Source organism: Shewanella indica (assembly GCF_033842865.1).
GTDB classification, from domain to species: Bacteria; Pseudomonadota; Gammaproteobacteria; order Enterobacterales; family Shewanellaceae; genus Shewanella; species Shewanella indica.
In genome coordinates, this window is the sequence record NZ_JAWXXR010000001.1 from 1,104,897 (window position 1) to 1,119,463 (window position 14,567).

Here is a 14,567-nt window from a genome sequence, read left to right on the forward strand (position 1 = left end):
CCTCAGTAGGGCAAACGCTCGGCAATTCTGAGTACAGAACTGCGGGCCCGGGCATTAACGGCAATCTCTTCATCCGACGGTTTCATCGCCTTGCCTATGGGCAACAACTGCCGTGAGCGGTTGAGCTCTGCCTCGGTCACCGGCAAGCCGTAAGGCACTTCCTCACCTTTGCTGTGACGGCGGATAAAACGCTTCACCATACGATCTTCAAGAGAATGGAAGCTGATGATCGACAGTCGGCCCTTGGGCGCCAGTACCTTCAATGCACCTTCCAGCGCCTGATCTATCTGATCCAGCTCGCTGTTGATATAGATACGAATCGCCTGAAACACCCGGGTTGCCGGATGCTTGTTACGTTCTTTGTGTTTGGTGATCCTTTCGATCAAGCTGGCCAAATCTTTGGTGCGTAAAAACGGTTTTTCATCACGGTCAGCGGCGATGCAACGGGCAATATGGCGGGCATTTTTCTCTTCACCATAGGTCTTGAACACCCAGGCCATATCTTCAATCTCTGCTCTGGCGAGCCACTGCGCCGCCGTTTGCCCCTGACTGTTATCCATCCGCATATCGAGTGGGCCATCACGCAGAAAACTAAAGCCACGTTCGGCATCGTCCAGTTGCGGCGATGACACACCGAGATCCAGCAAGACGCCGTCTATCTTGCCCACTAGCCCAAGTTGCTCAACATAGTCGGCCAACTGGCCGAAACCGCCATGAACTATGGAGAAACGCGGGTCATCGGCGAACTGTTTCGCGGCTTCAATGGCCGCCGGGTCTCTGTCGATGGCGATCAGCCGCCCTTGAGGCCCCAGGCGGGCAAGGATCTGACGTGAGTGTCCACCCCGACCGAAAGTACCGTCGATATAGATGCCATCTGGGCGGATATTGAGCCCGTCTACCGTTTCTTGAAGCAGGACAGACAGGTGGGCAAAGTTTTGGCTCATCACTCTCTTCTTTAATCTGGTCTCACTCATCAGAGTGAGAAATCGGCCAGCCGCTCACTGGCGGTCAATCCCTGGCTCTTAATCATCTCCAGGCTGTCGGCCAACTGCTGCTGCCAGACCTGTTCATCCCAGAGTTCGAATTTGTTCAACTGCCCGACCAACATGGTCTTCTTTTCCAAGGAGGCATATTGTCTGAGCGGCGGAGTCAACAAAACCCGGCCATTGGTATCCAACTCACATTCCTGGGCATAACCCAGCATCAGGCGTTTCATCGCCCGTTCCTGCGGTTGGAAATCAGACAAACTGAGCAGTTTGTCGGCAACTTTGTTCCATTCGTTTACCGGATAGATCAACAGACAGGGAGATTGGATATCCACAGTAATCACCAGCTTGCCCTGATGATCGGCATGCAGAGGCTCGCGGTATCGCGTTGGCATAGCGATCCGCCCCTTGGCATCCAGATTCAAAGCACTTGCGCCGGAAAACACTTGGTTTCATCCTTGTTCAGTTAATAGATCCACAAATATCCACAAATTCCCACAGATGCTAAGTTTAGGGACAGTCAACAAGGATTGTCAAGCAATGCAAACTCGAATAAAGCCAGTCACCAAGCGGGTTAGCAGCGTGTCACAACATTTTTTACATTAGCGAATTCCAAGTGGCAAAAAGTGGTGCAAACGCACCTGTCAGGGGAAAATTTCGACACAGGCCAGGAAGATTTTCACAGTGAAAAGAGATGATTGTGGAGAAGTTTCCCAAAATTGAGCATGTGAGTAATACGATCCAGCGCAAACTTTGTCATGGCTCCAAGAACCCAGAACAAAACACTAAAGGCACAGAAAAGCAGATTTACCCCTTATAACCTAAAGCCGTCAGGTCATTCGGCGAACCGCTATTGTGAATGCAAAGAAGCAATTTATTCTTACCCCAAAAGCCCAAGGAACCAGAAACAACAATAACAGTCTAAATTTTAAACACTCCTGGCCGATAAAAGGATATAAGGCTTGCAGACAATGCGGTGTTCACCTAAAAAAACACCGTTAAATCAGGGGGGACATCATGGGATTAGACAGCATTTACGCCATGTTGGCACGCCCGGTCAAAGCGGTATTTCAGCCCAAACGCGAAGTGGAGCAGGTCAAAACCAGCTCAGCTATAGCGCCCGACAGCCACGAAGCCCCGCAATCGCAACTGCCTCCCGAGATAGACAAACGTGAAAGAATCGGCGATCGCCGCAAAGAACAAAAAGGCTTTGCCCGCGAGCGGCGCAAACATAACCGTCGTAGGGAAGATGAGGCAAAAAATGAATCCAGGCCTCAAGAAGAAGGCAAGGGTCAGATCATAGATATCGATGTCTGACCCTGCCCACTGGGGCCATTGAATCAAGGCTTCACAGCTGCGCCGCCACCCGTTGACGTATCTCGGCCAGATTGGTTTCGCGAAGCAGTTTGCCATCCTCATAAACGGTTTGCAGCAGCCCCTGGGCTTCTTCAGTCACCGAAACATCGTCTCTCAGCACCAGCTCCCCGTCTTGCATAACCACTTGCAGTAGCCCTTTGGCGGAACGCTTTTGGTTATCTGTCTTGGGCGCCTTGAAAATAGCCAGCGGCTCGCCGTCTTTTATCACATGAGTCGCCTTGACTGCCGAGCCATGGGTATCTCGGGTGACATACTGATAGCTGTATGAGCCAATCCCCAGCACGACTTTGGAAGCAAAACCTTTATCCATTAAACGCTGCAGTATTTGTCGTTGGCGCTCAAGCGTGATGGCATCGCCATAGATGGCACCCACATGGCTATCCAGTAGCTTGTAACCCTTGTCGGTCAAGGTGCCACCAAAAATGTCCCACAGGCACTCGATAAGCCCCTTCACCTCGCAGGCCATCAGGATTTGACGCTGCAGACCGATAAACTCACCATACCAACTTATCGCCTCATAACCGCTATCGGCCGCCTTTTGCAAGGCTTCATCCAGGCCGCATTCGCGGATAAGTGATTCAGGCGCCAGCTTATAACCACTGAGAATGGTCACAGGATCACCGGAATCGGGACGGATCACCAGGGTGCCGTCACGCTCGAGGATCTCCTGCTTGAGTTCAGGTAAGTATTGAGTCACCAGAGTCCAGAAATCCCAGGTATCGGACACCACACTGAGGATCCCCTTGGGAGACTGGGTCTGCATCAGATAACGGAAGAAGGCGATCTCCCCTTCGAGGATCCAGGAACAGGTCACCGAGTGCTCGGTGGCATCCACTGAGGCGCCAACCAACTCCTTATCGACATCGGCACCATAGTACTTCTCGGCAAACAGCACCGCCGGAATGGTGTCGGTTCCAACAAAGCCGCTGGCCAAATGGCCAAAACCACTCATGGCGGCGGCCTGCTTACCGAACATGCCGCGAAAACTGAAGTCATGCCCCTGAAACGCTATCATCTCGGCGGGCAGGCCTGTCTTATCGGCGAACTCTTTAAAGGTACGCAGGTAAGCAACGGCCGTGGTGGCACTGGTTTGTATCGGCCAGTTTTCACAACTGAGCACAGTTTCTATCATGTTGGTCAGCCAGGGGAAATCCGGATGGGTGTTGGCTATGGTCAACGGCGGTACCAGATAAGGCACCAGAGTGCCCTCTTCCAGCGCCTTGATCCGCAGCGGTAAATACCCAAGGTCGTGGAGTTTTTCCAGATAAGAGACATCAACGCTATACCCCAGCATGGCACTGAGTATGCGCTTATGGGCGGCCACCGCCTGCGCCTTGGGCTGACGAAAGAAGCTGTCCCACTCCTCCATCAAATAGCTCTTGATAAAATACTGCAGTCCAATAAAAGCGACCTTATCATTATCCATTATGTTGGCATTGCGACCGCTGCGGGAAGTGAAGTTGGCATACACCTCTGTCACCTGAGGATGATAGGCGCGACCATGAAACTCTTTGTAGACATCCTTCTGCATTGAGGGGGCGATGATACTCATAATAAACTCCTTTTATTCGAACAGTTTCAAGGTGTGCAGCTCGACAATTTGCGACTCAAACGGATGCAATGGGCGCACCGAATCTGTGGTAAACACGGCATCAATCAAACCTTCCAGCGGCTCTATTCCGCGAGAAAATAGGCCATGGGTCACATAGAGTCCCACTCGGGCGGCGCCTTTTTGTTTCAAAAGCCGCGCCAGCTCGATAAAGGTTCTGCCACCATCGCAAATATCATCCAGGATCAGCAAACTGCGGCCAGCAACCTCGGCGTCCAACTCGGATGCCAATATGGTGCCCGTCGCCGGATCCCGGCGTTTACTGGCCTGAAACACTTCGGCCTCAATCCCGGCGGCACTCAGCGCATCGGCAACCTTGGCAATCTTGTGGCTGGCGCCCTTGTCCGGTGCCAGCAGCGCCGCCTGGTGGCTTTGCAGCCACTGCTTCAGTTGCGCAAACTGACAAACCAGCTGCGCCTGATGTACCTGCTCGGCCTCCAGCAGTTGCTCACTGACCGCCGAGTGCAGATCCCAACAGCGGATCTGGCTGAAACCGGCATTTCGCAGCACCCCCGCCATCACGGCGGCGGAAAAAGCTTCACCTGCGACGCAAACCCTGTCTTGGCGGGCATAGGGGAAATAGGGAAGTTGCAGTGAAACCTGAATGCCGGGGGCGGCGCGGTCCAAAGCATCTTTGATCAGCAGCAGCTGCATGATGGCATCACTGCTCTGCAACCTGGCGTAGATAATCGCGCTCTGTAGCTGTTGTCCATCAAAACCTGCCAAACGCACATGCTGCTCACCACCGGCAAACTGCCATTGCTCAACAGTCAAAGCCTGTCGGGTCGCATCTTTGTTTACTAGCTCAATACTGATATCCATATCGCTCACCATTAAGTGTCTTAATGACACTTAATCTAAAACAACAACTTAGAATGGTCAAGCTTATTTTAAGTCTATAGGACACTTATTTAAAAAAGAACTAAACCAATAGCTAAGATAGTGATAAACCAAAAAATCTCGAATGGAGTTCAAGCTTCCAGGTTGCGTACAAAGCGATAATCGGCGGCTTCAGGCAATACCCGGTAGAGCTGGGGTGGGCGACCGACTTCGGCCCGGCCCTCGCCACAGGGGGCGAGCACGCCGGCCTGCTCGATTCGCCGCCGGAAGGATTTCTTCTGCAGTGGCTTGCCCAGGATGGCCTCATGCACTCGCTGCAATTCGGCCAGGGTAAACAATTCCGGCAGGGCAAAAGCCGCCACCAGGCTGTAGAGCGCCTTTTGGCGTAAGCGCTCCTGTGCCAAGGCTATGATCTCGGCGTGATCAAAGGCCAAGTGTTCGGGCAGCGACTGCAAGCTGAACCAGCGGCTCTCTTCAGACCCTTCCATGACGGGGTCAAGATGAGGCATCAGCGCATAATAGCTGATGGTGACCGACCAGCCTCTGGGATCCCGGCGGCCATTGCCTATACTCTGTAACTGCTCCAGGTAGGGCGGCACTATGCCGGTCTTTTGCTTAAGTTTGCGCTTGGCCGAAGCATCGATATCCTGATCCTGCTGCAGATCGATAAAGCCTCCCGGCAATGCCCACATCCCCTTGCAGGGAAACCCGGAACGCTTGACCAAGAGCACACACAATTGCCCTTCTTGCACACAGAGCAGCACGCTATCGACACTGGTTAGCGGCAGCGGATAATCATGGATATTGTATTGCGCCAGATATTCGTCTTCGGTCGTCACTGTCATGGCGGGCTCACTTTGGTGTCTTTGGGGCACTATTTTGAGTCACTATTCAATGGGAGACAATAACAGCCGACAAGAAACCGCCCGGCACATCACAGTTCCTCGGTTTCATGCCAGTGGCGACACCTGTCCACCGCCTTTTGCCAACCGCGGTAATACAGCTCCCGCCGTCCTTCATCCATGGCCGGCTCGAAGCAACGTTCAACATCGCTCCGGTGAGAAAGATCTTCCACCGAGCCCCAGAAACCACAGGCAAGACCGGCCAAAAATGCCGCGCCCATGGCGGTAGTTTCGGTCAAGGCCGGCCGCAGTACTTGAGTATCTGTGATATCGGCCTGAAACTGCATCAGGAAGTCGTTACTCACGGCGCCGCCATCCACCCTCAGTTGCTTGAGTGCAACCGCGCTGTCTTTACTCATGGCATCCAGCAGATCCCGGCTCTGATAGGCGATGGATTCCAGCGCCGCACGTATGATGTGGTTGCGGTTTACCCCGCGGGTCAATCCTTGCAAGGAGCCGCGGGCGTTGGCATCCCAGTAAGGGGCTCCCAGCCCAACAAATGCCGGCACCAGATAAACCCCATTGGTATCTTCTACCTTGGAGGCAAAGTACTCTGTGTCCTGGGCATCACGAATAAGCCCCAACTCGTCCCTCAGCCACTGTATGGTCGCGCCGCCCATAAATACCGAGCCTTCCAGCGCGTATTGCACCTCACCCTTGGGGCCTACAGCCACTGTGGTCAGCAACCCATGCTCTGAGCGCACCGCCTTGTCACCTGTGTTCATCAGCAAAAAGCAGCCGGTGCCATAGGTATTCTTGGCCATGCCGGGTTCGACGCACAGCTGGCCGAACAGCGCCGCCTGCTGATCCCCGGCCATACCGGCGATGAGAATTTCACTGCCCTCACCGGCAATCCGGGTTGTGCCATAAACAGCCATAGACGGCTTGACCTCGGGCAACAACGAAGCAGGGATGTCGAGCGCCTGCAACAGGGTCTGATCCCAGCATTGTTTGTGGATGTTGTAGAGCATGGTGCGCGACGCATTGGTGGGGTCAGTCACATGCACCTTGCCCTCGGTCAGCTTCCATACCAGCCAGCTGTCGATCGTGCCAAAGAGCAACTCGCCTCTTTCGGCCCGCTCGCGGGCACCCTCAACATTATCCAGCAACCACTTAATCTTGGTGGCCGAAAAATAGGGATCCAGTAACAAACCTGTATTGTCGCGGACATAGTCCTCCAGCCCCTCGGCCTTGAGCTGCTCACAGATCTCCTTGCTGCGCCGGCACTGCCAAACAATGGCGTTGGCAACTGGCTTACCCGTGAGCTTATCCCAGATGACAGTGGTTTCCCGCTGATTGGTGATGCCGATGGCTGCCACTTCGTCACTGTGGATCCCGGCGCGGGCGATGACCTCTATTAGTGTCGAACTCTGGGATGCCCAGATTTCCATGGGATCATGCTCGACCCAGCCGGGTTGTGGGTAGTGCTGACTGAACTCCCGCTGGGAGACGGCCACGATATTGGCCTGCTGATCGAAAATAATCGCCCGTGAGCTGGTCGTGCCCTGATCCAGGGCAATAATATATTTTTTTTGCACGTGAAAGCTTTCTTGGGTGGCTGAATTAATTTTGCTGCCAGGGCTGATCGCCCCGGGGTAAGCCGATTTCCGCTTCGGGAATATCACACTCCTGCGCCGGGTAATACCAGACGGCGGCAATCTTATCGCCCCTCAAGCTATAAACGCCCATATTACATTGGCTGTGTTGCTCGCCATCCTGTTGCCAGCTGACCTTTTCCAAGGTGCTGACATAGTTACCCGAACTCAGCGAGCCAAGAATACTGGCCTTGGCCCCCGGCAGAGTTTGAAAATAGTCGGTCATCGCCGCGCCCAACTCCGAATGCCCGGAAGCCTGTCGGTCAACCTTGGTGATGCTGACATTAAACCAAGTCACCTCTTCGGTGGTTTGCGCCAACATCAGCTCAATCTTTTGCTCATTGAACCCCTGAATAAACAAACTGACAGGATCAGACTCGGCCAAACTCGGCATTGAAATCAGTGAGATAGCGCTGGCAAACAAGAATGGATATTTCATGGGCTTATTATTCTTTTGTTGGCAATAGCATGAATATAAGCCCTGAGACCGGCCACGCCAAGTATAAAACAGCCTTAGATCTAACCTTGGTGACCATCAAGCCGATCTGGCCTGCCTGACAGATATGAAAAAGCCCCGCTCGGCGGGGCTCTTGTCTCATTCCTTGGCTGGAATGGTATTACATCTTGTAGGTCACTTGCAGACCCGCCAACCAGACGTGGCCGCTGGCATCGCCCTGGAAGGCAACCTGAGCCAGACCCATCAAATCTTGAGTCTCTGTGATAGGAGCATCACCGTGGGCACGGATATAGGTCAGACCCAGATCCACTGTCAGGTTCTTGCTGGGCGCATAACCGGCACCGACACTGAACCAGAGACGGTCGGTATCTGGAATAGTGATGGTACGGTATTCATCGTCAACCGCTGTCTTATCCAGAGCAACACCGGCACGCAGCAACCATGCGTTGTTCAGCTGGTAGCTGGTACCCAGAGCAAAGCGCCAGTTATCTTTAAAGTTTTCTTCCTTCACCAGATCGGATTCCAGGCCACCGACAGGCTTCTGCTCGCCGGGGAAATACGCCACCAGCTTGTTGAATACGCTCCAGTCGGTCCAGTTGATGCTGGCGTGCATCGCCCAGTTGTCAGTCAACTGATGGTAAGAAGCCAGCTCGGCAAATGCCGGCAGCTCTAATGGCAAGTAACCATCCACCTCGGCAGTACCGCCTGTATAGACCAGGCCACGGGCCTGACCGTCCAGATCCAGCTCAACGTGGCTGTGATAGGCGATACCCAGGCGGTGATTAGCATTGATCTGCCAGCTGGCACCCAGTTGCCATCCATAACCGAAATCATCGCCTTCCAGATGCTTGAGCTCAGTACCGGCGGCAGGCAAACGCGAAGTCACCTCTGCAGGTAAGCCAGGGATGGCACGAACACCTTCAATCCAGCCGGGAACCGAAGCACCGATTTCACCGTCACCATATACGCCGCGCAGACCGGCACCCACAGTGAAGTGCTCATCAATGCGGTAAGCAATATTGGTATTCAACTCTACTGTGGTAATGGCTGTCTTATTACCAAAAATGGAGGCCGCATGAGCGGCCGACAGTTCGGTAGACAGACCATAGTTGGAGTTCAGAGCCAGACCCCAGGTCCAACTGTCGTTGAGCTGGTTGGAGTAATAGAAGTTAGGTACTGCGGCGTTGTCTGCCACATCGAGCGCATCGGCATTCATGGTGATAGATTGCGGCAGCAAAGGAGATGCCAGCGAAACCTGGCCTGTGGCGTCAACGTCCGGCATCACATAGATGGCCCCGGCAGAGATCTGCCGACCTTCAAGATAGCTGAGCATGGCAGGGTTACGCCCCTGAACCGCTGGGTTATCGGCCATGGCCGCTTCACCGGCGAAGGCTCGTCCAAGTCCGGTCGCGGAAGATTCCGCCAGTTGGAAACCCGCCGCTTGTACCTGAGTCGTTGCACCCACAAAGCTGGCCGCAATGGCGACAGCAATAAGTTGTTTCTTCATTGTTATTCTCTGCCTGTTCATTTAGCAATTTCTAAATAGAGTAATCACTCCATTTTGTTGCGGCGCAGTTTACTGACACAGAATATCTTTGCAAGCAGAAGGCAAAAAACAGAGTAAAACACCAAAAAAATCACCACATAAAGACAAGAAAGTGACAAAGATCACTTCAAGAGTGCTTAAAACAGAGAATAAATGGCATTAATGTTTGCTAAAAAGGATTGAAAAATCACTACAGAATCAACATAGACCATTGAAAAATAAAACAATTAAAACAAAAACCCATAAAAACACTTGTTCACCTAATTTAAACCAGACAAACAGCATAAATCACTAAGCATTCAAAGCTCTAGTCTGCCGCCCTATAGATAAAACAATCAAATAATTGTTTTTAAATGACAAATTCTAGTTTAAGACGGTCAACATACTTGTTTGGAACACAAGAGAGCAGCCCAGTTACCAAGCCACTGGTCTGCTCTTGTACAAGTGTACGCTGAATATACAGATTGGATCAGGCCCGCCAGCCCGGCAGCCCGGCTTCATAATCGGCAATGGCCTGCTCATGGGACAGAGTCAGGCCGATAGCATCCAATCCATTGAGCAGCTTATGACGGGCAGATTCAGCCAGTTGAAATACAAAGCGTTTCCCGGAGGGTGAAACAACCTGACACTGCTGCAGGTCAACCTTGATTTCACTGCCTTCGGTCGCCGTTACCTCCTCAAATAACTGCTGCACCTCAGCGGCCTCAAGGATCACCGGCAATAACCCATTATTGATGGCATTGCCGTAAAAGATATCGGCAAAGCTGGGCGCAATAATCACCCGCAAACCATAATCGGCCAGGGCCCAAGGCGCGTGTTCACGGCTGGAACCACAACCGAAGTTTTCCCGCGCCAGTAAAATGGAGGCTCGCTGATATCTGGGCTGATTCATCACAAAGGCAGGATCCGGCTGCTCACCGGCATCGTCCAGATAGCGCCAGTCGTGAAAAAGATGGACACCGAAGCCATCCTTGGTGACCTTGGATAGAAACTGTTTGGGGATGATCTGATCCGTATCCACATTGGCGCTATCCAATGGCACCGCAATTCCCTGATGAATAGTAAAAGCCTGCATTTTATTTCTCCTGGCCAGCGTGGCGGATATCGACAAAGTGACCGGCAATGGCGGCAGCGGCTGCCATGGCAGGGCTCACCAGATGGGTACGACTGCCGCGCCCCTGCCGCCCCTCAAAGTTGCGGTTACTGGTTGAGGCGCAGCGATCGCCGCTTTCCAGGCGATCATCATTCATCGCCAGGCACATGGAGCAGCCCGGCAAGCGCCATTCAAACCCGGCCTCGACAAACAGTTTATCCAGCCCTTCGGCTTCGGCCTGAGCCTTTACTTGTCCCGAGCCAGGCACCACTATGGCGGTCACGCCGTCAGCCACCCGCCGACCGCGGATCTGCGCCGCGGCGCTGCGCAGATCTTCGATGCGTGAATTGGTGCATGAACCGATAAAGACCTTGTTGATGGCCACATCCGTCATCAGGGTACCTGGCGTCAACCCTATATAATTCAGCGCCTTTTCCATACTGCCGCGCACTGTGGCATCGGCCTCCTCGGCGGGGTTGGGCACAGGTTTATCTATGGCCACCACCTGGCCCGGATTAGTGCCCCAGGTGAGTTGCGGTGCGATTTCACTGCCTTCCAACTCCACATAGGCATCGAAGATAGCATCATCATCGGACTTGAGCGTCTTCCAGGCTGCCAGGGCGGCATCCCAATCGGTGCCCTTGGGCGCAAACTGACGCCCCTCAAGATAGGCGAACGTGGTTTCATCCGGCGCGACCATGCCGGCCTTGGCACCCATCTCAATCGCCATGTTGCACAGCGTCATGCGCCCCTCCATCGACAGGGCGCGAATCGCGTCACCGCAAAACTCCACCACATAGCCGGTGCCGCCATCCATGCCTATCTTGCCGATAATCGCCAGTACCACATCCTTGGCGGTAATCCCCTCGCCCAGTTGTCCCTTGACCTCAACTCTCATGGTCTTGGCCTTGAGCTGCCGCAGCGTTTGGGTGGCCAGCACATGCTCCACCTCAGAGGTGCCGATACCAAAGGCCAGCGCGCCAAAGGCACCGTGGGTAGCGGTATGGGAATCGCCACAGACAATAACCGTACCCGGCAGGGTAATGCCCAGTTCAGGCCCCATCACATGTACTATGCCCTGATTGGGGTGGTGAATGTCATACAGACGCACACCGAATTCGCGACAGTTTTGTGCCAGGGTTTCAACCTGAGTGCGCGCCATGGGGCTCAAGGCGTCCAGACTGGCGCTCTTGGTCGAGGTGTTGTGATCCATGGTGGCAAAGGTCTTGTCCGGTGCCCGAAGTTGGCGCCCGGCCATCTTCAGGCCACTGAAGGCCTGGGGCGAGGTCACCTCGTGCACCAGATGACGGTCGACGTAAATAATCGGCGCTTCTCCTTCCGGCGTCGTCACCAGGTGGGCATCCCACACCTTTTCATACAATGTCTTACCCATTACACCCCCTCCCGAATCGCATTGGCGATATAGTCACCCATCTCTGCCGTGGTCTTGGCATTATGCCGCTGCTCCGGCGCCAGCAACTCACAGGTAAAGAAGCCATCTGCCAGCGCCTTGCCAACGGCGCGCTCTATCGCTGCCGCCGCTTCTTCCTGCTGCAGACTGTGGCGCAACATCAAGGCCGCCGACAGGATCTGCGCTACCGGGTTGGCAATCCCCTTGCCGGCAATATCCGGGGCACTGCCACCGGCCGGTTCATAGAGACCAAAACCACTGCTGTTGATGGAAGCCGATGACAACAGCCCCATGGAGCCGGTCAACATGGCGATTTCATCGGAAAGTATGTCGCCGAACAGGTTGGAGCACAGCATCACATCAAAGTCCCAGGGGCGACGCAGCAGTTGCATGGTGGCGTTATCGATATAGATATGTTCCAGTTCCACATCCGGATACTCGCTCGCGACCTGCTCGACCACTTCACGCCAAAGTACCGAGCAGGCCAGCACGTTGGCCTTGTCGACCGACGTCACCTTGCCGCGGCGGCCACGGGCGGCCTCGAAGGCGATATGGGCGATTCGGCGGATCTCGGCGCGGCTGTATCTCATGGTGTCAAACGCCTCTTCACTCTCGCCCTCCCCCTGACGTCCCTTGGGTTTGCCAAAGTAGATACCGCCGGTCAGTTCACGTACGCACAGCACATCAAACCCTTTGGCCGAGATATCGGCGCGCAACGGCGACAGATGTTCCAGCCCCTGATGTAACTTGGCCGGTCTGAGGTTACTGAATAAGCCGAAATGGCCCCGCAGCGGCAACAACGCGCCGCGCTCGGGTTGTTCATTGGGAGGCAGTTTTTCCCATTTGGGGCCGCCGACCGAGCCAAACAAAATTGCATCTGCCGCTTCACATCCGGCCAGGGTCGATGCCGGCAATGGGCAGCCATGGTTATCTATCGCTATGCCGCCGACATCATATTCGGCGTACTCCATTGCCAGGTCGAAGCGTTGCTCTACCGCCGTCAGCACCTTACGGGCCTGGGCCATGACTTCCGGGCCTATGCCGTCGCCGGCCAATACCGCTATCTGATAACTCATACGCCACCCAACTCCTTTCTCTGTTGTATTTTCTGTTTATGATCCGCCACCTGGTCGGCACGCTGAATAAGGTTCATCACATGCACCAGGGCCGCGGCCGAAGCCTCGACCACATCGGTAGCCAAGCCGACACCGTGGAAATTGCGCCCCTGGTACTGAGCCGTAATATCCACCTGCCCCAGCGCATTCTGGCCTTCGCCTTTGGCGCTCAACTTATAGCTGCAGATATCCACGCTCTGACCGCTGGCGCGGGCTATCGCCTTATAGGCAGCATCCACAGGGCCATTGCCGGTGGCGGCTTCGGTCACTACCTCACCGGCGGCTTCAATACGTACAGTGGCGGTGGCCATGCCCTCGGTAGAGTCGGATTGCACCACCAGCTGCTGCAACTGGAAGTGGTCGTCGGCCGCCGCCCGGCCCTCCATATACACCAAGGCTTCCAGGTCATAGTCGAACACCTGGCCCTTCTTGTCGGCCAGTTTCAGGAAGGCGTCGTACAGCTGATCCAATGAATAATCCTGCTCTGAATAACCCATCTGCTCCATTCGATGCTTGATCACATGGCGGCCGGAGCGTGAGGTCATATTCAGGTGATTGCGATTCAGGCCTATGCTCTCAGGTGTCATGATTTCATAGGTGTTTTGCGCCTTTAACATGCCGTCTTGATGGATACCGGATGAATGGGTAAAGGCATTGGCGCCCACTATCGCCTTGTTGGCCTGAATAGGCATATTGCATAACTGGCTCACCATGGAGGAGGTGCGGTGAATTTCCTGAGCCTTGATGCCTGTCTCCAGCCCCAGAATATCCTTGCGGGTCGCCAGGATCATGGCGATCTCTTCCAGTGAACAGTTACCGGCCCGCTCACCTATGCCGTTGACGGTACACTCAATCTGCCGGGCCCCCTGCTGCACCGCCATGATGGAGTTGGCGACCGACAACCCCAAATCGTCGTGGCAGTGCACAGAGATCACCGCCTGATCGATATTGGGCACCCGGTTGAACAGGGTTTGAATAATGCCGCCGAACTCGCTGGGAAGGGTATAGCCCACTGTGTCCGGAATATTGATGGTGCGGGCACCGGCATCAATGGCCGCCTCGACCATGCGACACAGATTATCTATCGGGGTCCGGCCGGCGTCTTCGCAGGAAAACTCCACATCATCGGTAAAACGCCTGGCATACTTCACCGCCCCTACCGCCATCTCCAGCACTTGGTCGAAGGAGCGCTTCAGTTTGCTCTGCACATGGATATTTGAGGTTGAAATAAAGGTATGAATGCGGAACTGATCCGCGACTGACAAGGCCTGGGCCGCGGCGTCGATATCTTTCTCCAGTGCCCGCGACAGGGCACAAACCCGGCTGTTTTTGATGGTCCGGGCTATGGTCTGTACCGACTCAAAGTCGCCGGGAGAGGAAACCGGGAACCCTACCTCCATGATGTCGACCCCCAGGCGCTCGAGAGCCATAGCTATCTGCAGTTTTTCTTTCACTGTCAGGCTGGCAGCCAGCGCCTGCTCGCCGTCCCGTAAGGTGGTATCGAAAATAAACACTCTGTCAGACATCTGGATTCTCCATTCAAGGGTTTCGATTGATTTTTCCCGTGCCAGAAACAAAAAACCCCGCGGTTTCTGGCGCGGGGTTTTGAGTTCTGGCTTGCTAATCGACGTGCAAG

13 protein-coding genes are annotated in these 14,567 nt (G+C 54.4%); 1 reads left to right on the forward strand and 12 read right to left on the reverse strand.

Annotation, left to right across the window (positions count from 1 at the left end):
• Positions 1 to 2: 2 nt before the first annotated feature.
• Positions 3 to 944, reverse strand: coding sequence for a 16S rRNA (cytosine(1402)-N(4))-methyltransferase RsmH (gene rsmH, locus SIL79_RS05035; protein ID WP_144362114.1), 942 nt, complete (start codon positions 942 to 944; stop codon positions 3 to 5).
• Between the two features lie 29 nt (positions 945 to 973).
• Entirely contained in the window at positions 974 to 1,432 is a 459-nt protein-coding gene (mraZ, locus tag SIL79_RS05040; protein ID WP_319619033.1) for a division/cell wall cluster transcriptional repressor MraZ, read from the reverse strand.
• Positions 1,433 to 2,003: 571 nt separating this feature from the next.
• Here mraZ and SIL79_RS05045 point away from each other — a divergent pair.
• Positions 2,004 to 2,303, forward strand: coding sequence for a hypothetical protein (locus SIL79_RS05045; protein WP_052248197.1), 300 nt, complete (start codon positions 2,004 to 2,006; stop codon positions 2,301 to 2,303).
• Between the two features lie 31 nt (positions 2,304 to 2,334).
• Here the strand turns inward: SIL79_RS05045 and SIL79_RS05050 are convergent, their stop codons facing one another.
• From SIL79_RS05050 to leuA, 10 genes are all read right to left on the reverse strand, one after another.
• Positions 2,335 to 3,915 carry a nicotinate phosphoribosyltransferase gene (locus tag SIL79_RS05050; protein ID WP_233963014.1) on the reverse strand — a complete coding sequence of 527 codons (1,581 nt, stop codon included), beginning with the start codon at positions 3,913 to 3,915 and terminating at the stop codon, positions 2,335 to 2,337.
• 12 nt (positions 3,916 to 3,927) lie between these two features.
• Positions 3,928 to 4,794: a ribose-phosphate diphosphokinase gene (prs, locus tag SIL79_RS05055; protein WP_160289578.1), complete on the reverse strand. Its 867-nt coding sequence runs from the start codon at positions 4,792 to 4,794 to the stop codon at positions 3,928 to 3,930.
• Between the two features lie 149 nt (positions 4,795 to 4,943).
• Positions 4,944 to 5,657, reverse strand: a complete 714-nt coding sequence (locus SIL79_RS05060; protein WP_319619034.1) for an NUDIX hydrolase — start codon at positions 5,655 to 5,657, stop codon at positions 4,944 to 4,946.
• Between the two features lie 89 nt (positions 5,658 to 5,746).
• Entirely contained in the window at positions 5,747 to 7,252 is a 1,506-nt protein-coding gene (gene glpK / locus SIL79_RS05065) for a glycerol kinase GlpK (RefSeq protein WP_071476024.1), read from the reverse strand.
• Positions 7,253 to 7,277: 25 nt separating this feature from the next.
• Complete coding sequence (locus SIL79_RS05070; RefSeq protein ID WP_251767454.1) at positions 7,278 to 7,748, reverse strand: nuclear transport factor 2 family protein; 471 nt, start codon at positions 7,746 to 7,748, stop codon at positions 7,278 to 7,280.
• A gap of 178 nt (positions 7,749 to 7,926) precedes the next feature.
• On the reverse strand, positions 7,927 to 9,273 hold the full coding sequence (locus SIL79_RS05075; protein ID WP_319619035.1) for an outer membrane protein transport protein: 1,347 nt from the start codon (positions 9,271 to 9,273) through the stop codon (positions 7,927 to 7,929).
• Positions 9,274 to 9,781: 508 nt separating this feature from the next.
• Positions 9,782 to 10,387, reverse strand: coding sequence for a 3-isopropylmalate dehydratase small subunit (leuD, locus tag SIL79_RS05080; protein ID WP_144362119.1), 606 nt, complete (start codon positions 10,385 to 10,387; stop codon positions 9,782 to 9,784).
• Position 10,388: 1 nt separating this feature from the next.
• Complete coding sequence (gene leuC / locus SIL79_RS05085) at positions 10,389 to 11,798, reverse strand: 3-isopropylmalate dehydratase large subunit (protein ID WP_319619036.1); 1,410 nt, start codon at positions 11,796 to 11,798, stop codon at positions 10,389 to 10,391.
• On the reverse strand, positions 11,798 to 12,892 hold the full coding sequence (leuB, locus tag SIL79_RS05090) for a 3-isopropylmalate dehydrogenase (RefSeq protein WP_039035217.1): 1,095 nt from the start codon (positions 12,890 to 12,892) through the stop codon (positions 11,798 to 11,800). Before leuB ends, leuC begins: the two co-directional genes overlap by 1 nt.
• On the reverse strand, positions 12,889 to 14,457 hold the full coding sequence (leuA, locus tag SIL79_RS05095) for a 2-isopropylmalate synthase (protein WP_071476019.1): 1,569 nt from the start codon (positions 14,455 to 14,457) through the stop codon (positions 12,889 to 12,891). The genes leuB and leuA overlap by 4 nt, the downstream gene beginning before the upstream one ends.
• Positions 14,458 to 14,567 lie beyond the last annotated feature (110 nt).

Excerpts from the sequence above, each read along its gene's own strand:
- rsmH (WP_144362114.1), bottom strand. The coding sequence starts at position 944 with ATGAGCCAAAACTTTGCCCACCTGTCTGTCCTGCTTCAAGAAACGGTA.
- SIL79_RS05045 (WP_052248197.1), top strand. The coding sequence starts at position 2,004 with ATGGGATTAGACAGCATTTACGCCATGTTGGCACGCCCGGTCAAAGCG.
- SIL79_RS05050 (WP_233963014.1), bottom strand. The coding sequence starts at position 3,915 with ATGAGTATCATCGCCCCCTCAATGCAGAAGGATGTCTACAAAGAGTTT.
- prs (WP_160289578.1), bottom strand. The coding sequence starts at position 4,794 with ATGGATATCAGTATTGAGCTAGTAAACAAAGATGCGACCCGACAGGCT.
- SIL79_RS05060 (WP_319619034.1), bottom strand. The coding sequence starts at position 5,657 with ATGACAGTGACGACCGAAGACGAATATCTGGCGCAATACAATATCCAT.
- SIL79_RS05070 (WP_251767454.1), bottom strand. The coding sequence starts at position 7,748 with ATGAAATATCCATTCTTGTTTGCCAGCGCTATCTCACTGATTTCAATG.
- SIL79_RS05075 (WP_319619035.1), bottom strand. The coding sequence starts at position 9,273 with ATGAAGAAACAACTTATTGCTGTCGCCATTGCGGCCAGCTTTGTGGGT.
- leuD (WP_144362119.1), bottom strand. The coding sequence starts at position 10,387 with ATGCAGGCTTTTACTATTCATCAGGGAATTGCGGTGCCATTGGATAGC.
- leuC (WP_319619036.1), bottom strand. The coding sequence starts at position 11,798 with ATGGGTAAGACATTGTATGAAAAGGTGTGGGATGCCCACCTGGTGACG.
- leuB (WP_039035217.1), bottom strand. The coding sequence starts at position 12,892 with ATGAGTTATCAGATAGCGGTATTGGCCGGCGACGGCATAGGCCCGGAA.
- leuA (WP_071476019.1), bottom strand. The coding sequence starts at position 14,457 with ATGTCTGACAGAGTGTTTATTTTCGATACCACCTTACGGGACGGCGAG.